Genomic DNA, 22,883 nt, shown 5'->3' with positions numbered 1-22,883 from the left:
GTTTTTTCTCAAGAAAATCTGACGGTGAAATAATTAAAACCCCACCCGAAACACCGTTTTGCCCACTTCTTCGGTTTGGAGGGAGGCGGAGAAACCGTGATTGTGCAAGATTTCACGTACGAGCGTAAGGCCAATTCCTTGGCCATTTTTTTTGCTGGAAAAAAACGGCGTAAACAACTGAGAAGCAACCTCGGAAGCAATGCCAGCGCCATTGTCGATAATCTCTAACTGCGACGGAGACGTTTTGAACGTAACCTTTCCCCCGCTGCTGATACTCTCAAACGCATTTTTAAGCACATTCACGAGTACTTGCTCGAGCTGCTGTCGGTCGGCTTCTATAAAAATCGGTTTCTCAAACAGCTCCCACTCAAACGTTATCTGACGTTCACGGGCTTGGTATTCCACTAACTTGGCAATCGTATGCAGGAGCTCGTGCAAGTCGATTCGGTATTTTTGAGGAGCAGGAAGACGAACGATGTCCGCGAAATTGCGCATAAATTGATTGAGGTGGTCGTTTCGGTCAATGGCCACTTGCACCGCACTTTGGACATCGGGGCTTTCGTCCAAATAGTACAAGGTCGAGTCTAAAATCGAGTTTACGGCCCCAATCGAATTGTTGACCTCATGGGCCATCAGGCGAATTACTTTTCCGTAAGCATTCTTTTCTGCCGCCAGAATCTCCGCCGTTAGTTCTTCCAACATCACAAAATACCTAGGAAAACCACGGTCGATAAAATGGGCTTTTTGGCATTTGAACAACGCTACCCCGTTGAAATTGAACGTGCGCGCTTCACCCGTTTTTAAGCGGCTCAAGGCTTGTAAAATGGGATGCGAGCTTTCGGTCAGTGACTGTTGAAGAAGCTGCCGAGCGGGCACTCCCAATATTTCTTCGGCCTTGGGGTTGAGGTCGGTGATGTGTTGGTCAAAATCCAACATCAATATGCCCGTTGGCGAAGTGGCAACGAGTTTTTGGAGAAAATAATGCTGTTCTTGTTGTTGCGTCCGTTCGGTACGAAGTTGGTCAATCATTTGATTATACACTTCAATGAGTTGATCCATTTCGTACTTGCCCGTTTTTAAAAACTTAACGTTAAAATCGCGGTCGTGAATGGCTTCAACTCCCGTCATCAACAGCTTTAGCGGCTGAATGAGGTCTTGATATACCTGCCATGCAAAAAACAGCGAAAGCAAAATGAACGCCTCCGAAAGAATAAACAGCAGCGGTTTTGTAAAAAAAATAGCAAACGAAAGTCCCAAGGCTACCAAATGAATGATAGCAATAAAAACAATAAATTTGGTGCCTAGTCTCATAACTCCATGAATTTAGAAGCGCATTACCATCAGATGTGGGTGAAGGCCAACGAAGGATTCGCGAAGGGTCTTTTTGAGTACGACTCGCTGATTGACTCTCCCGCTGATACACGTCGTGGTATTACGCTTATTGCGCGGCCATCGGACGAAAGTAAGCAGCGGGTTTGCGCGATGCTTGATGCCTTACTTCTCCAAGAACCTCAGCAATATTACTATCCTTTGGCGGATATTCACCTTACTGTGTTGTCGATTATTTCGTGTTACGAAGGTTTTTTGCTTTCAGCGATTCATCCGCAGGAATACATTGACCGAATCCATGAGGTTATCAAAAAATATGCAGGTTTTCGGGTGCGTTTTTCGGGCATTACTGCTTCCTCAAGCTGCGTACTTGTACAAGGTTTTCCGATGGATGACACCCTGGCAGCCATTCGCAACGACCTCCGAACCAGCTTCAAAACGTCGTCGTTACAGCATTCTATTGACAAACGTTATAGCATTCAAACGGCGCATTCGACTGTGATTCGCTTTCGTGTTCCGCTCGTGCAGCCCGTTGCTTTTGTGGAGCGTCTTCAAGCATTTTGTGCCCACGATTTTGGTACGTTTGACGTCAATATGCTAGAGCTTGTGTACAATGATTGGTACCAACGCACTGAAAATACGCTGCTGCTAGAATCGTTTTATTTGGGTAACTAGCCCAGCTTTACTCATCCTCAAAAGGGATATTAAACTTCTCCAATCGTCGATACAAGGCCGAGCGGGTGATACCCAGCGATTTAGCCACGCGCGCAACTTTACCTCGGTGAAACTCCATGGCACGACGAATCATCTGAATTTCCATTTCTTCGAGCGTCATGCTTCCTACGTCGGGGAGGGGCGAAGGAGGTGTGAGAGACGTCGAACTTTTACTCCCTTGGTAGTTTTGCTGAAAATCGCCAATCGTCAGTACGTCGTGGTGGCTAATCAGTACGGTTCGTTCTACCAAATTCTTAAGTTGTCGAATGTTGCCTGGCAAGTTCAGATTTTTTAACCACTGAAGCGCCTCCCGCGTCACTTCCAAATGAGGCCGTTGGTAGATTTGGCGTAAGTTATCCACAAAAAACTCAACCAATAGTGGAATATCACTGGGGCGCTCTCGCAAGGCAGGCAAATGCACCGTAATCAGGTTGATTCGGTACAGCAAGTCCTCCCGAAACGTCCCTTTTGCTACCATTTCTTCGAGTACACGATTCGTGGCGCAAATCACGCGTACGTCCACCGACTTCGTTTTACTACTTCCTAGCACTTCGTACGTACGGTCTTGCAGTACCCGCAACAGCTTGACTTGACTACTGGCATCGAGCTCACCAATCTCGTCCAAAAAAATCGTCCCTCGATTCGCCATTTCGAAGCGTCCCGTTCGGTCAAAACGGGCGTCGGTAAAAGCTCCACGCACGTGTCCAAACATTTCGGACTCAAAAAGGCTGGTCGAAACACCCCCCAAATTTACCTTCACAAAGGGCCGTTTACTGCGTTGGCTATTTTGGTGAATGGCTTCCGCAATCAACTCTTTCCCCGTCCCGCTTTCTCCCAAAATCAGTACGGAAGCGTCGGTTTGAGCAATTCTCCCAATCGTTTGTAAAATTTGGACTAACTGCGGTGATTCTCCAACGATTTGTCCAAAATCAAACTGTTTGTCCAACGCGCGGCGGGAAAGCGCAGTGGGCAAAGGGCGAGGGGTAATCGGTGAATAATTTGTGTTTTCCTCTTTCCTTTCCTCCTTGCCCTTTGCTTCAGAATTGGCCAGAGACAACGCTGTCCGAATCGACTGCATCAGGTGGGCATTTTGCCAAGGCTTATTGATAAAATCGGCAGCGCCGAGTTTCATTCCTTGTACGGCCAAGTCGATGGTAGCCCAGCCCGTAATGAGAATCACGGGCAGCGTTGGTTTCAAGGTTTTTAGCTCTTGAAGCATTTGTAATCCATCTCTGCCCGAAGTTTCGTTGGAAAAATTCATATCGAGCAATACCAATGTCACTTCGTGCCGCTTCAGTATCCGAAACGCGTCGTCGGGGTTGTGCGCAACGGCCACGTCAAGCCCCTCCTTCCGCGCTAAAAGCGAAAGCGAAGTACAAACGGCAATATCGTCATCAATAATTAGGAGCATAAAAAATGGGGCATTGGGCAGAGGGCATGGGATGATGCTATTTGAGGGCTTTTTGAAAATTCGTAATTTTTCTACTAAGATGTAGCTCCTCTGGAGCAATCAATAACCTTTCTACATTTTAATGCATTCAACCTTATAAAGAAATACGCTAAAAGCTCGAAAATTAACAAAGATACACCGAATTTAATACCCCCATGCCCTCTGCTTTTTATTCTTCATGAAGCACAACCGCAGGCTGCAACACTGACGCTTGGCGGCTTGGGTAGAAGGCACAAATACCTACCAAAACGTAAATCAAAATTACGGCCAGTAACATCCCAATCAAATATACACTTGCTTCGACGTCGAAAACATTGAGTAACGGAAATTGCACGGCAAAAAACAAGCCCAAAATCAAACCGAACGTGGCGATGACTGCCGTTTCTCCAATAAAATGCCATAAAATAGCCCCTTTGGTAGCACCCATGGCTCGACGTACACCGATTTCCTGCTTACGGCGATTGATGGTCTGAAACAACACCCCAAACATTCCTAAGGCAACATTAAAAACCAAGAAACCGCAGATAATCAACAAAATCAAGACAGGTACCAAGACCAAATTATTACGGTTAGATTTCATTCCGTCCATCTGCTGAATCTCAATCGTCCAATCTTTGCCAAGGCGTGCCAATTCGCGCACAATTTTGGCCTCAACCTCCGCCCCACTTCCTGGTTTAACCTTTAGCACCATCGTATCGTCCCACTTTTCAGAGGGGCGGAAGAGGCTATTATCCAGTTCTTGAAAATCACTTTTGTGTTTGTAATAATCGACTACGCCCACCACTTTCATTTTTTTACTTTTTTCCGCCTCTTCGCCCCCCCCGAAGATTTTCCCAACGGCGTCTTCTGTGCCTAACAAGTCTTTGGCCAAATGTTTGGTAATGACCACAGGGACAAAGGTGCCCGCCATATCGGCCTTGGTAAACCAACGGCCTTGGGCTACTGTCATACTCATTGCTTTGGGAAAATCGGGTTCTACTGTGATGACATCACTCGATACCGTTTTTTTATTATAGGCAAAACTGTTGCTCATCGTGCTAAAAGTAAACGGAGCGTTGGAACTTGTGTAAGAAAAGCTTTCTACCTCGGGATACTGCTTTAATTGTTGGCTAACCAGTTCTTTGTATTGTGCTTTGGTCGTATCGTTTGAGGTATTGAAGTTGATAAAAGCCACCCATACGTTGTTGGTTTCTAACCCAGCAGGCGTCATGTAGTTTTGAAAATTATACACTCCAAGCGAGCATACGGCAAACAAAATCAGGAAAGAAAAAAAGATTTCGGTCATCATCAGGGAGTTACTTTTTCTTCGCTTCCAGATGAGTTTAAACAAATGTTTTATCATGGCTTTTAATATTTTAACGCATCTACTACCTGTAACTTTGACATTCTCCAAGCAGGGTACACTCCCGATAACAAACCAAATACCAGACTTACCAGAATAGCTATTGAAAACACTTTCCAGTTGAAACTCAAGTCGATGTAAGGAATGAGGTCGCTCTGATTTATGTAAAAAATCACGAGCGACGATAGCACCAAGGCGATTACAGCACCGATGAGCGTCAGAATGATATTCTCAACCACAAACTGCATGACCAGTGTTTTACTCGATGCGCCAAAGGCTTTTCTTACCCCAATCTCAGACGCTCGTTCCATGATTCGACTCATGTTGATATTGACCAAATTGATGGCAGGAAGCGACATAAATAAGAAAATGATTCCGATCAGGAGCGAGATAATGAAGGCAGAACCATCACCGTCACCCGAACCTTTGAGCTCGCGCGTAAAGCTTACAAAATAGGTATCGGCAAACACGTATAACTTGTCTGGATTAAACCATTTGTCGCCTGTCTTTGTGGGTTTGATTTTGGCCGCAACGGCTCTAAATTCTTCCTGTAGTTTAAGCTTATCTTCTGGGTTGTTGGGTAAAATAAGTGCGATGTAATCTCCTCGTAAGGCGGTCTTTTTTAAATCGGCTTTCGACGTGTTGTAGGGAAAATACAAATCCGAAGTTGTGTGAAGACGCGTCACTGGGCATCCTTTGACAACCCCAATGATACGGTATTTTACGTTATCAATTTCAATCATTTTGCCCACCGCCGACTGGCCTTTTCCTACGTATTGGTCACGCACATGGTCGTTGATTACCACTACGTAGTCGTTGTTGGCGATGTTCTGAGCAGTGTAGCTTTTTCCTTCCAAAAACTCGAACGAGGTAACGTCCCAAAAATTTGCATCGGTATAGCGATACATTACCTTGATTTTGTGATTATTTAGGTAAATATTAAGGTTGTTGAACATACTCACTGCCGCTACTTTGGCAGGAGTTTTGAGCGTCCGAATGTAGGTGTTGATAAACGAAAAACTCACAGGTCCTGAGCTAGAACCGCCGTTTTTGGTGTCTTTTTCTTTAATATTCCATACATAAAGCGAATTGTCACGATTAGCTTCAGGATAACCAGCGGCGACCAAATGGTCAAAAAAAGCGGTCGTCACCACCAAAATGGTGAGGGTAAAACTGATACCAAACAAGCTGATGAACGTAAAAAACTTTCGACGTTTTAGCACAGCAAGGGTGATTTTGAGGTAGTTAGCCCCTCGCCCCCCAATGAGGGAGTTTGAGAATAATGTTTTCATTGTTTCGATTTGGGTTTTTAGGATACTTGTGAACCGTCAAACAATCGCACTAAGCGATGGGTACGTTTGGCCATGTTTTCGTCGTGCGTTACCATCACAATCGTTGCGTTATCGCGCTGATTGAGCGTGAGTAAAATGTCCATAATCTCGTTTCCCATGTTACTGTCCAAATTTCCCGTTGGCTCGTCGGCCAAAATGATCTCAGGTTGCCCTACAATGGCTCGCGCGATGGCCACGCGTTGCTTTTGTCCACCCGAAAGTTGGTTGGGATAGTGTTTCATGCGGTTGCTCAAGCCTACTTTTTCGAGCGCTTCCGAGGCCAAGCGACGGCGTTCGGTACCCGACACGTTGCGGTAGAGCAAGGGCAATTCTACGTTGTCCAATACAGGTAAGTCATTAATCAAATGGAAACTTTGGAAGATAAACCCGAGGGTTTGGTTCCTAAAACTCGCCAATTGCGCATCCGAAAGACCATTAGTTTGTTTTCCGTCGATTTCTACCTGTCCCTTCGAAGGCTCGTCGAGGAGCCCGATGATGTTGAGTAGGGTACTTTTTCCGCAACCCGAAGGCCCCATAATGGACACAAATTCTCCTTTTTCGACATTCAAATTCACTTTGTTGAGCGCAACTGTTTCTATCGTGGCTGTGCGATAGACTTTTTCGATATTTTTTAGCTGTATCATGGTTTATTGTTTTATTTAGTTACGTTAATTGGTTCTCCCCTTGGGGGCTAGGGGGCTATTGGTTTCAAAATCGTACAAAGTCAACTGACGGAGTCTATAATAGGCTCCCCAATAATCGCGCAAGGCATAAATATAATCGCGCTTGGCTTGGTCCTTTTCGGTAAAAGCAATGCTCAAGTCCGTAATGCTTAAGTTGCCTAATACGTAGCGTTCTTGGGCTATTTTGTATTTTTCTGAAGCAATACTGTCGGCTTCAATGGTGAGCGCCAACTGGTCGCGAAGCATCTCAAAGAGAGATACTTGAGTGTATATTTCCTGCCGAAAATTTTGCTGGTCTTGCTCCACAGCATACTGCGTTAGCTGGCGCTGTGCTTCGGCGGTTTTGGTACGCGACTTCGACCGTCCCCAGTCCAAAATCGGGATATCAAGTTGTAGTTCAACGGTTTGTTGGTCTTGGGGTTTACGGTACAGCTCAGGCACGGTTAGCCCTCGGTTCGAAAATCCCATCGTAGCCATCAGCGTAGCATTGAGCCCGTTATCGCCTTTGGCTTTGGATACAGCTCGCTCTGCTTCTAATTTTCGACGACTAAATCCGATGGCATCGGCCCGATTGGCAAATGCCTCCGTTATGGCCTTGTCCGTTGACAATACCATTGCAGTAGGAGGGCGTGGAGTATTCAAAACTATCTTTCCCTCGTTTTGAATACCGATAAAACTTTTCAAATTGAGCGACGCGATTTCTAAATCACGCTTTGACACGCCTACTGCTTTTTGGGTTTTGAGCAACTCCAACTGCAATTGAAGAATTTCGTTACGGCTTGTTTTTCCCAATTCAAACTTCTCCTTGGCTACTTTTAGGATATTATCGGTATTGGTCAAGTTCGTTTCGGCAATCTGTAAATTGACTTGTGCCAACAGCAAATCAAAAAACAATCCACTGGCCTGCAACGAGATTTTCTCCAACGATTCTACATAGGCTTGTTGGCTTTCATTAAACTTCAATGGCTCAATTTTTTTGTCCCACTTAAACGAGTTGAAACGAAGCAAAGGCTGCATGTACCCAACTGCAAAAGGAGTACCGTTGTAAAGGGTATTTTTACGGTCAAAATCGTCAAAACGCTGCAATTGCGACGTGGCATAAATACTTCCACCCGTCGCCGCAATACTCTGACTTAGGGACAAATTGAGGGACGAATTGTTGTTGCGTACGGGTTGAAACTGAATCGTCCCATCGGGCTGACGCACTTCAATAAACGACCGACTAAACGCGGGTAAATTCCCGTTGAGCGTCAATTGAGGCTTGTAGTTCGACAAAAAAGTGCGGTACTCCCAATACTTTGTTTCTTTTGTCGTAGCCGCTTGTCGCGCCGAAATCGACTGACTACGAGCCATTTCTACTACTTCCGAAAGCGTCAGCCCCGCTTGCCCCCAAAGTAGCCCCCCTTGTCCCCAAAAGGGCATTATAAGTGCAAAAAATGCGGATATATATATCTTTTTCATGCTGCTGTTAGGGAATAAGTTCGACCTCTTTCGCGTTTTTAAACTTGCTCATGTCCGAGATAATCACCTTCTCTCCCGCTTTAATACCTTCCAAAATCTCGACATAATCAAAGTTGGCTAAGCCCACCTTTACTGTGCGACGCTCGGCTTTTCCGTCGTTGCGAAGTACAAACACATCCTGAACAGGAACTCCTGTAAAACCAGCGCCATTGGCAACCCGAACGACTTTTGAGTGCGCATCCGTAATCGGAAAGACTTCGACCTTCATTTTAGGGCGTAGAAGCTTATGCCCTTTGTCGTCGAGTTGAATGTCAAAATTGACGATGTTATTTTGAACTGAAGGGGAGATATTCGTCAACGTACCTCTAAGCAATGTCTCATTGACCCTGACCACGACTCCCATACCGATTCGGATTTGTTCGGCATAATTATCCGAAATAGCTCCAATGATTTTAAAACCACCCAAGTCGGCCAAACGCGCCAGTACTTCCCCCTCTGATACTTTCGAGCCAATGTTTTTGTTGACGTAGGTCAATACCCCTGAGCGGTTCGCCGTGATATTTGCTTGTTGCAGTTTGCGCTGAAGCTCCTGTAAATCTTTCGCCTGAATTTGCGCTTCGATTTCTGACTCTTTGATGTCGGCTTTCACCGTTTGTTGCTTAATCCGAATATCATTTTCGAGTTGGCGTTTTTCGAGTTGGGCAATGCGCAAGGTCTGTTCTGCTTGCTCAATGGCTTCGCGCGTGCCACCTCCAGCCCGAAAGAGTCGTTTGGCATTTTCGACTTCAGCGCGAAAACTATTGATTTTTAACCCTTTGATGGAGTCGTTGATTTTCAAGTCATAAACACTTTTATCCAACTCCCAGCGAAGTTTGACAATGCCGTTACGCTTTAGTTCGAGTTGGTCTTTTTGTTTGTCAAAACTTAGTTGGGTAAACTCTTTGTCCAATTCCAGAATCTTGTCACCTACTTTCACTGAAGCCCCAGGCTCTAAGTACGTTTGCTGAATGACGGCAGTGATGGGGCTGGTAATAACGGCCTCAAAATCGGGCTGTACTTCCCCCGATGCTGTGAGGGTATTTTCAACGTCTCCTACTGCTGCGGTAGCGAGTCGCACGTCTTTTTGGTTTATGCTATTTCCAAAGGAATTTCGCAGCAACCACACTGCAAGGACAATTCCACCTGTGCCTACAGCTATCCAAAGCCAGCGGCGGCGCGATTGTTGCTTTTTACTTTCTTCTGGTAACTCTCTGTCCATTTTTGAAAAATTTTGGCTGTTTCTCTTTTAATGGCTTCAATACCCGTACCAGAAGTCAATTGTCTATTTATCAAAATATTAGCTTTATTTTAAAAAAGAAAAAGTGTTCGTTATCGAACACTTTGTTTGAAAATGGAACACGGCTTTTACAAACTAGCGCAATGCCTCTATTTCTTCTTGGGTCAATCCCGTTAAGCGCATAATTATTTCAACGGGCATGTTTTCAGCAAGTGCAGAACGTGCAATCGCCTTTTTGCCTTCCATCATTCCTTGTTCTCTTCCTTGTTCGATGCCTTGTTCTCTTCCCTGTTCGATGCCTTGTTCTCTTCCTTGCTCAAGTCCTTGCTCAAGTCCTTGTTTTAGTCCTGCTTGCAAACCCGCAAGGTGCCCCTCCGAAACTGCTGTATCAATCACATTTTTTAAATCTCGGTAATATTTTAAACTGGCTTCGTACCCTGCCAACTCAGCCGCAGAAAACTTCGCGATTTCGGCCGCTTCAAAGAGTTTAGTGAAAATTTTTTCTTGCAAAGCTACAGGGCGTTTTTCCAAATAAGGCAAGTGTTTTAGAACATACAACCACTTATCATAAGGCGTTTCGAGTTCAGCCTCAGTCTTCGTAAAATGGGGCATTTCGAGGTAAATAAACGTCAGTTTTTCGTAAAAAATACGATTGTGTTGGTCTTTCAGTTTTACTTCGTGGCGAACTTCTTTTTTATCGCTGTCTTCCGTAAAAACAAAGTCTAGTATCCCAACCGTATATATCTCAGCTAGTTTAAAATTCCAATCCCCACGCTGTGCTTGTTCTTGAATTGGGAAGGAAGCATAAAACACACTACGGTCTTTGAAATAGTTCTGCTTCGCTTTTTGCATTTCTACAATAAAACGCTCTCCGTTTGTTCCTACACAATACAAGTCAAAAATGGCTTTTCGGTCGAGTTCTTTTTGACCAATGTGTTCATTTTTGGAATAGGATAAATCAGCAATTTTGTGGCGGCTCGGTAATACTACTTCGTTCAAAAAATCAATCAGTAAATCCTTATTTGGTTCAGAGCCAAAGAGTTTCTTAAAACCAAAATCAGTAAAAGGATTAACGTATTTGTCTTGTAAGGCCATGAGCTACTAATTTTAAACAAAGTTACCCTTTTATAGATAAACTTTAACGATGAATTACTTTTGTATTAAGTCTAGCTTTTAGACTTAGACGAAATCAACCACCCAAAGTATCAAGCTGTTACCTAGTTGGGTTATTAATCTTGAATCTCCCACGATTCGTCGCGAAAAATAACCTTTCATTGGGTCAAGGCTAACTTTTTAGACTGACTTTATGTTATAGTTCCAACTTTAATCTTCTCTAACATGGCATTATTTCAACTCAAAATCAACGGCAAAAACTATCCTGTTGATGTCGATGCCAATACCCCACTTCTATGGGTATTGCGCGACCATCTCGACTTAGTTGGCACTAAATACGGCTGCGGAATGGCCATGTGCGGTGCTTGTACGGTACATGTCAACGGTGACGCAACGCGCTCGTGTGTTCTTCCAATTTCGGCAGTTTCTGCCGCCAACATCACGACCATCGAAGGGCTTTCTGAAACAGGGACTCATCCCGTCCAAGAAGCTTGGGACGAAGTGGATGTGCCTCAGTGTGGGTATTGCCAAGCGGGGCAAATCATGACAGCTTCAGCTTTACTTTCTAAAAATCCCAACCCATCGGATAAAGATATTGAGGAAGCAATGGTCGGCAATATTTGTCGATGTGGTACTTACCACCGTATTCATGACGCAGTAAAAGTGGCGGCAACTAAAATGAAAAAATAACCCTACGAACATGAGCACAAATCAATCCAGAAGAGATTTTTTTAAAACGACTGCCGCCGCAGGTGGTGGCTTGGTGTTGGGGTTTAGTTGGTTCTCCTCGGAGGCTTTTCAACCTCAAGTGGTGGGCACAGCCGCCGCTGACGCCATCGACTTTAACGCTTACTTAGCAATTTCTCCCTCAGGGACTGTTACCATATTTTCGCCCAATCCCGAAATTGGTCAGGGTATTAAAACGGCGTTTCCTATTATCGTTGCCGAAGAACTTGATGCCGACTGGGAAAAGGTAAAAGTGGAACAGTCACCGCTTGATACAAAAAAATTTGAACGCCAACTAACGGGCGGAAGCGGTGCGATTCGCCACTCGTGGGAACGCCTCCGCAAGGCAGGCGCTACGGCCCGAGCATTGCTTATCGAAGCTGCTGCCCAGCAGTGGGGCGTACCTGCCAGCGAATGTAATGGGCAAAAAGGAATGGTTGTACACAGTTCTGGTAAAAAACTTAGTTACGGTGACCTTGCCGTTGCGGCCTCCAAATTGCCCGTTCCAAAAGAAGTCAAACTCAAAGCCACTTCGTCGTTCAACCTCATCGGAAGCCGTGTAAAAGGGGTTGACAACAAGGATATTTTGACGGGTAAAAACCTATTTGGGATTGACTACAAACGCCCAGGTATGCTCCATGCTCAAGTTCAACGCCCGCCTGCGTTTGGCCTTAAATTGAAATCTTTTGACGCCACTGACGCCAAAAAGATGCCAGGGATTGTCAATGTGGTTTCGTTTGGAAATAAAGTGGCGATTGTGGGTAAAACCAACTGGGAAGTAATGCAAGCCCGCAAGGCGGTGAAAATTGAGTGGGAAAAAGAAAAAGACCTTGAAAGCTCTGCCGACCACGACCGTTTGTTCAAAGAAATGCTCAATAGCACCAACGTCACCGTTCAACGCAAAGATGGCGACGTCGAGGCTGCTTTTAAGAATGCCCATAAGGTTATTGAGGCAGAGTACCAGTGCCCATTTTTGCCCCACTCGCCCATGGAACCCATGAACTTCTTTGCCCATTTCAAAGGAGATAGCATTGAGTTGGCGGGGCCCAGCCAAACGCCCGAAGCAGCGCAGAAACAAATCGCCAAGATGCTCAACATTGCCCCTGAAAAAGTAACGTTGGAGCTTACGCGCATGGGGGGGGGGTTTGGACGCCGACTCAATACGGACTATGCCGTTGAAGCAGCGGAGCTTTCAAGCATCATCAAAGCGCCCGTGAAAGTAACTTGGACGCGCGAAGACGACATGACGGGAGGTATTTATCGCCCTGCTGTTCGTTATCGTTTCAAAGCTTCTATTGACAAAGCTGGCAATATGACGGGCTTCATGCTCCACGGAGCAGGTATGAACGCGGGTAATTCTACTCGCCAAGACAATTTCCCCGCTGGTGCTGTCGATAACTTGTTGATTCAATCCTCTGATCATAAATCTCCGATTACCACTGGCCCTTGGCGTGCTCCTATTACCAACTTCTTGGCCTATGCCGAGCAAGCGTTTTTGGATGAAGTCGCGGCGGCGGCGGGCAAAGACCCTGTTCAGTTCCGCCTTGAGCTTTTGGACAAAGCAGAAAAAAGCCCCGTCGGTAAAATCACTTATGAAACTAAGCGCTTCCGTGAGGTAATCAAATTGGCAGCCGAAAAATCAGGCTGGGGCAAGAAGAAGAAAGGCATTTCTCAGGGCTTTAGTGTTTATTTCTCTCACGCTTCGTACGTGGCGCAGGTAGCAGAAATGACAATGGCCAAAGGAAAGCCCGTGTTAAAGAAAGTGTATGCGGCCGTTGACTGCGGAATCGTCATCAACGAAAGCAGTGCCAAAAACCAAATTTACGGCGCAATCGTCGATGGAATTGGCCACGCCATGTACGGCAATTTAACCTTTAAAGACGGAGCTCCGCAACAAGAGAATTTCAACAAGTACCGCCTCATTCGATACAATGAAGTGCCAGATATTGAAGCTCATTTTGTGAATAATGGCATCGAACCAACAGGTTTGGGTGAGCCTGCACTTCCTCCAACGGGAGGGGCATTGGCCAATGCGATTTTCAAAACAACAGGAAAACGCCTCTACAATCAGCCATTTGCCGACCAAGATGGGCCACTCGGTTAGGGTTTGCGGATAGTTACTTGTCAAACCAACTTTTAAGCCTATTTTTGCGTTCGTTTTCAGGGAGGTTGTTTGCTTTCCCAGCAACAATCTCCCCACAATTCGAACATCCAACTACTCAAAATTAGAAGAAATGGCTTCACAGTACGATGTAATAATTATCGGCAGCGGGCCTGGTGGCTACGTAGCTGCCATCCGTGCTTCACAATTGGGCTTGAAAACAGCCATCGTTGAAAAAGAACACCTCGGTGGTATTTGCTTAAACTGGGGCTGTATTCCTACCAAAGCATTGCTTAAAAGTGCTCAAGTTTTTCAGTACATTAACCACGCCAAAGACTATGGTATCACGGTAGGTAGCGCAGAAGCTGACTTCGGTGCTGTTATTAAGCGTAGTCGTGATGTTGCCAACGGGATGAGCAAAGGGGTAAACTTCTTGATGAAGAAAAATAAAATCGACATCATTGATGGCCTTGGACGCGTTAAACCTGGCAAAAAAGTAGAAGTAGAAAACGACGGTAAGAAAACCGAATATACGGCCAACCACATCATTATCGCGACAGGCGGCCGTGCTCGCCAACTTCCTAACGTACCTATTGACGGTCAGAAAGTAATCGAGTACCGTAAAGCCATGTCGCTCGAAAAACAACCTAAATCGTTGTTAGTGATTGGTTCTGGAGCGATTGGTGTTGAGTTTGCGTACGTTTACGCAAGCATGGGCACGAAAGTAACCATCGTAGAATTTATGCCAAACATCGTTCCAGTAGAAGACGAAGAAATCTCGAAGGAATTGGCAAAACAATACAAAAAACTTGGCGTTGAAATTTATACAAATTCAAGCGTTGAGAAAGTAGATACAAGTGGCGCAGGCTGCGTGTCAACGGTAAAAACTCCTTCGGGCGAAATCAAAATTGAAACCGATGTGGTACTTTCGGCCGCAGGGGTTGTTGCCAACATCGAAAACATCGGCTTGGAAGAAACAGGCATCAAGTTGGAACGTGGCAAAATCGTTACGGACGATTATTACCAAACCAACGTTCCTGGCTACTATGCCATTGGAGACGTCACCAAAGGCCAAGCCTTGGCGCACGTTGCTTCGGCAGAAGGGATTATTTGTGTAGAAAAAATCGCAGGTGAACATCCGCACCCGCTCAATTACAACAACATCCCAGGCTGTACGTATTGCTCACCTGAAATTGCGTCGGTTGGATACACCGAAAAAGCGGCGAAAGAAGCGGGCTACGAAATCAAAGTAGGTAAGTTTCCTTTCTCAGCCTCGGGTAAAGCAAAAGCCGCAGGCGCTCCCGAAGGATTTGTAAAAGTGATTTTCGACGCGAAATACGGCGAATGGCTCGGTGCACACATGATTGGTACCAACGTAACCGAAATGATTGCCGAAGTAGTGGTAGCTCGTAACCTCGAAACGACAGGCCACGAAATCGTTAAATCGGTTCACCCTCACCCAACCATGTCTGAAGCCATCATGGAAGCGGCTGCCGCTGCCTATGGCGAGGTGATTCACTTGTAAGACAGAACTTTGGTAGTACCTAACTACCTTTAAAAAAAGCCCTTAGCTCGTTTGGTTAAGGGCTTTTTTCGTTCTTATTTTGCAATAATTAAACCACTCATCCGTTTTGGATTGCGAATTAACACCGCAATCACCACCTTCGCGTCAAATCTCACATAGCCATGACTCGTCTCTTATCCTACTTTATTGTATTCGCTACAAGTGCATTCTTTTTTGCCTGTTCTACTGAAAACGAAAAAAAGCCCGTTACCGAAGGCCCTGTTTATACGTTGGTTTTTATGGATAAAACCCAAAGTGTAAACGTGAACAAAGCCTTTGTTACGCAAAAATATCAGCAGATTCTTACCGATTTGGTCGAACAAAATATTCACCAGAAAGGCGATAAAATGGAAGTATATTTTATTCACGAAAACACCCAAAAAGCCCGCGCATTGTCGCTTACTTGCCGCACCGAGGTGGACGATGTTAGCCATATGAACGCCACTGACCGCGAGGCAGCTGAAACCACCGCTGACCTTGGCATTCAGCGGGAGCGCATGATTTTCTTGAAGCAATTGTTGGCAAAACTTAATGTGCAGAATGTAGGAGCTTCGCAGCGTCAAACCGACATTTGGGCGAGCTTGCCCGTTATTACCAAAGCCGCTGAAACGGGTGCTGAGGTACGGGTATATTACCTAAGTGATATGATTGAAAGCATGAAAGGCACCAATCGCCGTGATTTTCACTCTAACCCTCCTAAAGACAATGCACAAGCAGATGAATGGGCCAAGGCCGACGCAAAACAAATGCAGCAGTATGCCCTTAGTGCGGTGTCTATCAAAATTGCGTTGCCGTTTGAGCCTACAAGTAGCACCAAAGAAAACAACCCTACGGTGACGCAGTATTGGACAACTCTCCTTCAAGAGTTAGGAGCTGGTTCGGTAGAGGAATTGTAGTAGTTAGCCAAAGAGTTTGCGCCATCCCCATAGCAACAACACAAGCAGCAACGCAAAAATGACTAGCACGTACTCAAATTTGAGGTACGAGAAAACCACTATGCGCGTACGATCCACTATCCACATAATGGCAATGGTGGCAAAAATCATAAGTACTAAGCCACTCAGCTTTTGAAAACCTGGTATATAATCAAATGACACCACGTTTCGGCGAATTAGCCACAGGGTCAGAAACATGGAGAAAAAAGGAAGAATCTGGGTATAAATGTTGAAATCAAAGATGCTTCGCCGTTCAAATAGAAATAGATACACGTTGAGGGTCACGGAGAAAATCCCTGGAATACAAATCAAATAAATCAAGAACGCATAGAAGTAATTCCACGGGGGAATATGGCCTTCATTTTTACCTAGAAGTCCTGCCAAAAACGCCATCAATGGCACGACTGCAAAATAAAAAAGCACCCAGTCTGGGCGTTCTCCAATTCGGTCAAAAAATTGTTGTAAGGTCATGGGTTGCATCAAAAAAACTTCCCGAAAGGTTGTAGCTTTCGGGAAGTTGCATCATCCTAATTAAAAATATCCGTAATACCGCCACCCGCATTTTTTTGCTCAGAAGTGAGCTTATAATTTGGGTTTGAAATCCGATTAGAGTCACTTACTTCAAACTCGCCTCCTTTGATTTGGTTGGCAAACGTCTCCAAGCGAGCGTAAGCGCGTTCATCGTTTGGATTAAAGTCTCTTACAATGCTGTCCAAATCGCGAATGTTTGCTTGGGTGCTGGCAATATCGCTGGCAATTTGTCCCGAAATCACTTCCAACGCGTAGTCCAACTGCCAATCTTGGCCTTGACCTAGTACCTTGCGAGCACGAGTGGTAGCGTTGTTGGCCGCAGCCATCGCACGAGACTCTGTTTTAAGCAAGTTAATACTCGTTGCAAAATCTTTCAATTTTTCGTCAAACGCGTGGCCGTAGCCTACCAACTTGCGGTCAAGTTTGGCAAACACATTGGCACGAGACCCAAAAGTGTCCACCAATCGCTTGTAAGTTTCTGCTTCCGAAACTGCGCGATTTCCGTCGCCAATGGCTGCGTTAAGTTTGCCTTCAAGTTCTACAAAATCATCGGTTTCGCGTGCGTTATCGCCTCCTTTTTCCACCATTTTGTCCAACTTTACTTTCAATGCTTTGGCCTCTTCTTGGCAATACACTACTTTTTGACCTGCATCTTTGGCTAGTTTCTCGGCTTTCACCGCTTCTTGTTTCATTTGAATCTTACAAGCGTTGATTTCGGCCTTTACTTTTTCAAATTGTTGACGCGAATCTTTCATTTTGTCTAATTGGTCATCAAGTTCCGCAAAAGGATCCACTTTAATCAAAAACTTGTGTAATCCGCGCACCAATCGACGAAATAGTTTAAAAATAAACGGTGCCAACATTACGCCTAATACTACCGTACCTACAACCACCAATGCGGCCAGTGCCTTTGTAAAAGCCGCCACAATGACGGGTAGTACGAACATAAAAAAGCCGTATAAAATCCCCAGCATCAGGATAAGCCCCACAAACCATGCAATGGATTTTTCGCCTTTTTTCCAGTTAGCCATGTTTTCTGGCAACACTTTTAATTTATTTTCTCCGCCATCTAAATGTTTTAAGATAGGCAGGTCACTCAATTTTGTCAATGCTTGATTATTGTCCATGAGAAAAAGAAAATTGGTTATACTTTGTCAAAAATAGGTTTATTTAGCTTGAAAATCACCTTTGTATGTATCATATACGGTGGTGTTGATCCAATACGCATCTCTGGTAAAGTAGAAGGTTTTACGTTCTGGGTTGCCGATTTCTCGAATCGCTTGTAGCACCAACGATATCCCCGCTAGACACGCGTCGCGGTTATATACTTTTTTAGTGGCTTTGTCGAGGTCGCGCACCATCAACTCTTTCAGCTTCGCATCCTTGACGTTATCAAACTTTCGAGTTTCAAACTCCGACCAGCCGTCGGGAGTGCGAAGCATGTTGTAAAACTTCAACAAATCGTCGTACTTAAACTCGATGATTTCGTCCTGCACTTTCTCGGGTACCAACCACGTGATAAACTGGTACGAAACCCCGCCTGTGGTATAAATGATGTTGCGCGTAGCCGAACGAATTTCTGGGTTATCATTGAGCGACGAACGAATCAGCGGCGCAATTGAGTCTTCGACCATACTTTTCAAATCCTGAACGTAAGCTTCAAATCCGTTGGTACGTTTCAAGATACGTTCCGACAAGCGGCGGGCGCCGTACTCGATGTTATACGATTTGAAGGTATAACGTTCGCGGCCATCAGCACCTACGTACTTTTGCAAAATGCCTCCTTTGGTATTCCCACCGCCCACATCGACCAAAATTGCGGAATCGAAGTCTTCGCGGGCTAATCCTGCCCTTGCGCCGTAGGTCGCTTCCGCTTTGGCAGGCATATTAATGTTTACGCGCATACCGAGGTTTTTCTGGGCTAAGGCGTCTAAGTCACCAATGTTAGAAGCAATATTGACCCCCGAAGACGCATAAATGATAAAGTCTTTGTTGGTCAATTTATACACCGACTTCACATCTTCCATCATTTCTTGTACAAAGGCAATCGCTTCCTGAATATCAGCGGGGCGAAGCTTACCACCGTTGGTCTCCATGCCTTTTACCAGTCCTACGGTTTCTTGGCGGTCATAGACGAGTTTATAGCGCAGTTTGTTGTTTTGGAAATAAAAACCAACCACCGAAAGTTTCACTCCCTGCGAGCCAATATCAAATCCACCGCGATAACCTGCGTACTTGGGGGTTTGGGCTACTGTTTGAAGAGCTACCATGCAAAATGCAAGTAGCATGAGTAAGCCCTTATTTGTGTATTTTTTCATGTTTAGAGAAATTTTAACCCTAGATATCTACTTCAACATCTTCGTTGTTCTTCGACTTCTTTTTAGGTTTTGTTGGTTCTGCCGACTCTTTTTTCGTTACCGATTTCTTGGTCGTTGTTTTTGCTTTTTTAGGTGCCGTAGTCGTCACCTTTTTTGCAGGTTCGGCCGCTTTTGCCACCGCAGGAGCCTCATCAACGGCTACGTCGCTTACGTTAGGCTGAGCTTTATCTTCTACTTTTGCGGGCTCTTTGCTATCCGAAGCAACTTTATCCGTCGAGACCGAAGTACTTGCTCCATCTGATACCGCAATGGTATCAGCACTCGTCGTTGTTGTTGCTGTTTCTTCTTTTCCGTTTTCCAAAATATACCAAGCAGAGCCACCTAACACCCCTGCAACGACCAAAAAGATGAGTACTTTTGAAAAAGTAGTGAGTTGTGACCAAAATCCGCGTTCTTGTTGAGGTTCCATGATTGGTTAATGATTGTTAATTGTTTTTTGATGTAATAACTAGGCTGCCAAGTAACAGACGAAGTACTGAAACTATTTTAACAGAACCAAGCAAGAATAGCATAGCTATGAATTAATTTGCTGTAAAACAGTGGGTTTACTCGAATGTTTTGGCTGATTTACTGATTTAACGGTTCAAATGTATAAGGTAGTTGGGTGCTATTTGTAAGATTTTTATGAGTGGTTAAGGGGGTGTAAGAGGTGCGTTTTTTAAGTAAGATTGGTATCATTTTCAAATTTAGAAAATTCTGCAAACAATCTCGACGATACTGTGGGCGTTAATCCGTCATCATTGTTATTATTTTTACACAATAACTCTCTATAACAAACCATGAAAAAGGCAATTTTGGCGTTTTTGGTTCTATCTGCTGCTTTACAAGCCAATGCGCAATTTAATCGCAAATTAGTTTTTGTCGGTGTGCGCGGAGGAGCAAACTTCTCACAACTTCAAACCGAAGGACTGAGCATTACACGTCCCGGAGCATCTGTTCAAGATTTCTTTAAAAATAACTCAGGCAATCGCACAGGCTATGTGGTCGGAGCTTACGCCCGCATCGGCCGAAAATTATTTATCCAACCAGAGATTCTTTTGTCTTCTAAAGGAGGGACATTCGAAATTCTGAAAAGCGGTAGTTCGTCTCCAGTCAATGTCGATGTGAAGTTTAGCCAGATTGATATTCCTGTTTTGGTGGGTTTTAAATTGGGACCATTGCGTTTTAATGCAGGTCCAATGGCATCACTCAATGTTGCACAAGGAAGTCAATTGGGAGATGCCTTGAAGGTATATTCTTCTCAGAATATCAACAAGACCATCGAACAAGCCACTTTTGGATACCAAGCAGGTATTGGTTTAGACATTCGGTCGTTTAATATTGATTTACGTTACGAAAGTGGGCTTTCTAATATTTCGCAATTGAACTTACAGAACAATGCGCAGTTCAACAGCAAAGTGTCGTTGTGGCAACTTACGGCGGGTTTTACCCTGTTCTAAAATGAATTCGTCCTGCCGATGAGTCGGCAGGACGATATTTTATCAATTAACCCACTAAAAAAAATCTTTATTCTGATAGAATTGTTCTCTGATTAAGCTGCACGCCTCAATACCGGGCACACCTCGCGAATCCGACGGCGTGATATGGCAATCTCTCTCCCCCCTTGCAACCGCAATGATCGGTCATCCTCACAGTAATCTTGCAAAAATGCCAAGTTGATAATCCAAGATTTGTGAACGCGCAAAAACACAGTCTTGTCCAAAATATCGGCATAACTCTTCAGTGTTTTAGACACCAAATACCGTCGTCCGTCACTTGTATAAATATAGGCGTAGTTTCCTGAGCCCTCCATGCACACCAACTGACTCATAGGAATTACTATTTGACGCGTACCATTCGGAATAATAATGCTATTGTTTGAATGTGTCCCCGACGAAGTAGGGATGCTAGTAAGTAGAGGTTGTGTGTTCATGATAATGTCAGTTTTAGCGTGAGAGGGATAGGGGTTTGCTTTCTAATTTGACATCACAAACATACTAGAAAAAAAGAGGGGAGTAAAACGCGTACAAATACGTATATGGATGTAATTATTTGAAAATCAGTGAATTGTGAAGTTGTTTGGTTTGATAATGCCGTACTACCACTTGATAAAACACGTAGAAATACGTATATAAAAAAGCCCTGCTTACATGTCGTAAACAGGGCTAAGTTAAAAGGCAAAAGCTAATTATTCTTTGGGCGCTAAAGAGTTTGAAAGTTTTGCTTTGTTGGCCGCCTTCACAATGAGGAAGATTACCCACATTGTAATTAAAAATTGGATACCAACATTGATAAAGCTACCGTAGCGTATTGCCACTTCGGCGGTTTGTGTAGCAGGATCGGCGGCTTTTAGTACTACTTTGAGAGCCGATAAATCAACACCACCCACGGCTAGTCCTACGACAGGATTGATGATGTCATCCATAAAAGCAGTTACTACTTTTCCGAACGCAGCACCTACAAGTACCCCGACGGCCAAATCTAAGACATTTCCTTGGGCAATAAACTTTTTGAATTCTTGAAGCATAGTTAGTAGTTGTTTAGGGTTGTTTGGCTAATTTACAAAATCATTTTAAAGTGCCCAATTACCAGCTGTACAAAAAGCCAAAGTTGATTGATTGTGCCAACTGCATTTTGGCAATTTGATCTTGATCGTAAATGGCAATCAAGCCGATATTGACATTAAAGTACTTGGCAAACTTAGCGGTCAATTGCGCGTCTAGGCGATTATCAATAGCGGCCAAGTCTTTGGCGCTTGCAAAGGCTTGATAACGCCACTTTAAATTGACGTCTTTCACCAAATCTTTGTTGTAGTTCATCACCAATTGCATTATTGCCACCTCGTTCCGAATGGCTTTTCCACGCTCAACACCGTAGTTGGCAAACTTGTATTCTGGACTTAAACGGTCAATGTCCAAGTAGAGGTCTTTATTACCCAAAATTGTTTGGCGAATGGCACCTGGGGCAAATTGCATGTTGAAAAACTTATTAGGTTTCCACTCCAATCCGATGGCTTCGGTAATGTAGGCTGGCGTAAAGAACCCAGAGATAAATGGCCGTCTATCGTTGGTAAAGTCGCGGCCATTGGCTACTTGCGACAAAAAGTTTATATTGGCAAAAAACAACCATTGCGATTTCGTCCCTAGTTTATAACCGTACTTTGAATCAAAGAAAAGGCGGTCAATGCTTTTACGAAAAGCATCTCCTCGGTTTTGGATGGCTCCTAGTTGGAACTGAAAATCGTTCACCCAGTTGTTAGGCCCTTTGGTATATTCTCCTTTAGAGTTAAGATAAACTCCTAGGGCAATGTTGTTGATACCCCCGCCTTGCCAGCTATTACTAAATGTACCTTGGCTTAAATTTACCCCAAACTGTGATTTTTTCTTCCAGTAACTGGTGTCTTTTACTGCTTCTTGTGCCCAAGCCCCGAGCGTAGTAAGGGCCATCATTACAACTAATGTACTAACTTTTTTCATGGTAAAACTGATTTGTTTTCAGCGCTATTTGGTCTATTTATCAAAAATTTCTACTTTTTTAGATTGCAATGCTTGCAATGGGAAGACGGTTTTTGACTCGCCCGTTTCGAGGGTAATAGAGGTGGTGTCAAGGGCAATAATTTTTCCTTTGACATCGTCTATTTGAATAATCTGGCCTTCTTGGTATTTGTTTTTGTTGTAGAATGAGGAAAGTAGGTTGGCCAAAATATCTTTTGAGGCAAAGCCGTATCCAACTGCAAAAGCCAAAACAATGCCACCCATCAAAAGATTAAAACTCGACTCTAACAATTCGGTATTTACGCCTGCTTGGCCAAGGGCGCTGATGATGGTAATCACTAAGAAAAAGGTAAAGACAATCGTACCAATTAGTTTGGCCGAAGGCACATTAAAGGACTTATACTAAACTCATATCAAGTTGACGTATATTTGTATAATGAAAAACTATGTAGAGCTCATAAGTGAAAGCGAGGCAG

General features: G+C 44.4%; 22 protein-coding genes. 6 read left to right on the top strand and 16 right to left on the bottom strand.

The features are described 5' to 3' along the window. Positions 1 to 33 precede the first annotated feature (33 nt). Complete coding sequence (locus tag AC23P2_RS02965; RefSeq protein ID WP_487771811.1) at positions 34 to 1,311, bottom strand: sensor histidine kinase; 1,278 nt, start codon at positions 1,309 to 1,311, stop codon at positions 34 to 36. 6 nt (positions 1,312 to 1,317) lie between these two features. On the opposite strand from AC23P2_RS02965, the gene AC23P2_RS02960 reads away from it, so the two are divergent. Beyond that, the gene (locus AC23P2_RS02960; RefSeq protein WP_487771810.1) at positions 1,318 to 2,004 is read left to right on the top strand and encodes a 2'-5' RNA ligase family protein; all 687 of its coding nucleotides are present in this window, start codon (positions 1,318 to 1,320) and stop codon (positions 2,002 to 2,004) included. A gap of 7 nt (positions 2,005 to 2,011) precedes the next feature. Here the strand turns inward: AC23P2_RS02960 and AC23P2_RS02955 are convergent, their stop codons facing one another. The 7 genes from AC23P2_RS02955 to AC23P2_RS02925 all read right to left on the bottom strand — a co-directional run bounded on the left by AC23P2_RS02955 (position 2,012) and on the right by AC23P2_RS02925 (position 10,681). Further along, on the bottom strand, positions 2,012 to 3,454 hold the full coding sequence (locus AC23P2_RS02955; RefSeq protein WP_487771809.1) for a sigma-54-dependent transcriptional regulator: 1,443 nt from the start codon (positions 3,452 to 3,454) through the stop codon (positions 2,012 to 2,014). Between the two features lie 208 nt (positions 3,455 to 3,662). Then, complete coding sequence (locus AC23P2_RS02950; protein ID WP_487771808.1) at positions 3,663 to 4,835, bottom strand: ABC transporter permease; 1,173 nt, start codon at positions 4,833 to 4,835, stop codon at positions 3,663 to 3,665. 5 nt (positions 4,836 to 4,840) lie between these two features. Continuing rightward, positions 4,841 to 6,127, bottom strand: coding sequence for an ABC transporter permease (locus AC23P2_RS02945; protein WP_487771807.1), 1,287 nt, complete (start codon positions 6,125 to 6,127; stop codon positions 4,841 to 4,843). Between the two features lie 17 nt (positions 6,128 to 6,144). Continuing rightward, positions 6,145 to 6,810 (bottom strand): ABC transporter ATP-binding protein, encoded by a 666-nt coding sequence (locus AC23P2_RS02940; protein WP_487771806.1) that lies wholly within the window; start codon positions 6,808 to 6,810, stop codon positions 6,145 to 6,147. A 24-nt stretch (positions 6,811 to 6,834) separates the two neighbouring features. Then, positions 6,835 to 8,310, bottom strand: coding sequence for a TolC family protein (locus AC23P2_RS02935; RefSeq protein WP_487771805.1), 1,476 nt, complete (start codon positions 8,308 to 8,310; stop codon positions 6,835 to 6,837). 7 nt (positions 8,311 to 8,317) lie between these two features. Continuing rightward, positions 8,318 to 9,568, bottom strand: coding sequence for an efflux RND transporter periplasmic adaptor subunit (locus tag AC23P2_RS02930; RefSeq protein ID WP_487771804.1), 1,251 nt, complete (start codon positions 9,566 to 9,568; stop codon positions 8,318 to 8,320). Between the two features lie 153 nt (positions 9,569 to 9,721). Continuing rightward, entirely contained in the window at positions 9,722 to 10,681 is a 960-nt protein-coding gene (locus AC23P2_RS02925) for an Rpn family recombination-promoting nuclease/putative transposase (protein WP_487771803.1), read from the bottom strand. 243 nt (positions 10,682 to 10,924) lie between these two features. Here AC23P2_RS02925 and AC23P2_RS02920 point away from each other — a divergent pair, with 243 nt between their 5' ends. From AC23P2_RS02920 to AC23P2_RS02905, 4 genes are all read left to right on the top strand, one after another. Then, complete coding sequence (locus AC23P2_RS02920) at positions 10,925 to 11,389, top strand: (2Fe-2S)-binding protein (RefSeq protein WP_487771802.1); 465 nt, start codon at positions 10,925 to 10,927, stop codon at positions 11,387 to 11,389. A 10-nt stretch (positions 11,390 to 11,399) separates the two neighbouring features. Next, positions 11,400 to 13,529 (top strand): xanthine dehydrogenase family protein molybdopterin-binding subunit, encoded by a 2,130-nt coding sequence (locus AC23P2_RS02915; RefSeq protein WP_487771801.1) that lies wholly within the window; start codon positions 11,400 to 11,402, stop codon positions 13,527 to 13,529. A gap of 130 nt (positions 13,530 to 13,659) precedes the next feature. Continuing rightward, on the top strand, positions 13,660 to 15,051 hold the full coding sequence (gene lpdA / locus AC23P2_RS02910) for a dihydrolipoyl dehydrogenase (protein ID WP_487771800.1): 1,392 nt from the start codon (positions 13,660 to 13,662) through the stop codon (positions 15,049 to 15,051). Between the two features lie 161 nt (positions 15,052 to 15,212). Then, positions 15,213 to 15,986, top strand: coding sequence for a hypothetical protein (locus tag AC23P2_RS02905; protein WP_487771799.1), 774 nt, complete (start codon positions 15,213 to 15,215; stop codon positions 15,984 to 15,986). Between the two features lie 3 nt (positions 15,987 to 15,989). Here AC23P2_RS02905 and AC23P2_RS02900 read toward each other — a convergent pair whose 3' ends face one another. The 4 genes from AC23P2_RS02900 to AC23P2_RS02885 are packed head-to-tail and all read right to left on the bottom strand — an operon-like array spanning position 15,990 to position 19,343. Further along, complete coding sequence (locus AC23P2_RS02900) at positions 15,990 to 16,496, bottom strand: hypothetical protein (RefSeq protein WP_122933517.1); 507 nt, start codon at positions 16,494 to 16,496, stop codon at positions 15,990 to 15,992. 56 nt (positions 16,497 to 16,552) lie between these two features. Further along, complete coding sequence (locus AC23P2_RS02895; protein WP_487771798.1) at positions 16,553 to 17,683, bottom strand: hypothetical protein; 1,131 nt, start codon at positions 17,681 to 17,683, stop codon at positions 16,553 to 16,555. Positions 17,684 to 17,722: 39 nt separating this feature from the next. After that, complete coding sequence (locus AC23P2_RS02890; protein WP_487771797.1) at positions 17,723 to 18,874, bottom strand: Ppx/GppA phosphatase family protein; 1,152 nt, start codon at positions 18,872 to 18,874, stop codon at positions 17,723 to 17,725. Positions 18,875 to 18,893: 19 nt separating this feature from the next. After that, positions 18,894 to 19,343, bottom strand: coding sequence for a hypothetical protein (locus tag AC23P2_RS02885; RefSeq protein WP_487771796.1), 450 nt, complete (start codon positions 19,341 to 19,343; stop codon positions 18,894 to 18,896). 370 nt (positions 19,344 to 19,713) lie between these two features. On the opposite strand from AC23P2_RS02885, the gene AC23P2_RS02880 reads away from it, so the two are divergent. Beyond that, positions 19,714 to 20,373, top strand: a complete 660-nt coding sequence (locus AC23P2_RS02880) for a porin family protein (protein ID WP_487771795.1) — start codon at positions 19,714 to 19,716, stop codon at positions 20,371 to 20,373. Between the two features lie 92 nt (positions 20,374 to 20,465). Here AC23P2_RS02880 and AC23P2_RS02875 read toward each other — a convergent pair whose 3' ends face one another. The 4 genes from AC23P2_RS02875 to AC23P2_RS02860 all read right to left on the bottom strand — a co-directional run bounded on the left by AC23P2_RS02875 (position 20,466) and on the right by AC23P2_RS02860 (position 22,794). Continuing rightward, positions 20,466 to 20,846, bottom strand: a complete 381-nt coding sequence (locus AC23P2_RS02875; RefSeq protein WP_037301173.1) for a LytR/AlgR family response regulator transcription factor — start codon at positions 20,844 to 20,846, stop codon at positions 20,466 to 20,468. A gap of 255 nt (positions 20,847 to 21,101) precedes the next feature. After that, positions 21,102 to 21,440, bottom strand: coding sequence for a large conductance mechanosensitive channel protein MscL (mscL, locus tag AC23P2_RS02870; RefSeq protein WP_183974274.1), 339 nt, complete (start codon positions 21,438 to 21,440; stop codon positions 21,102 to 21,104). Positions 21,441 to 21,498: 58 nt separating this feature from the next. Continuing rightward, on the bottom strand, positions 21,499 to 22,389 hold the full coding sequence (locus tag AC23P2_RS02865) for a DUF3078 domain-containing protein (protein WP_487771794.1): 891 nt from the start codon (positions 22,387 to 22,389) through the stop codon (positions 21,499 to 21,501). A gap of 33 nt (positions 22,390 to 22,422) precedes the next feature. Further along, positions 22,423 to 22,794: a hypothetical protein gene (locus AC23P2_RS02860; RefSeq protein WP_487771793.1), complete on the bottom strand. Its 372-nt coding sequence runs from the start codon at positions 22,792 to 22,794 to the stop codon at positions 22,423 to 22,425. Between the last annotated feature and the right edge of the window lie 89 nt (positions 22,795 to 22,883).

The organism is Runella sp. R0.1_18 (genome assembly GCF_057652155.1).
This window is presented reverse-complemented; position numbering and strand designations above follow the sequence as displayed.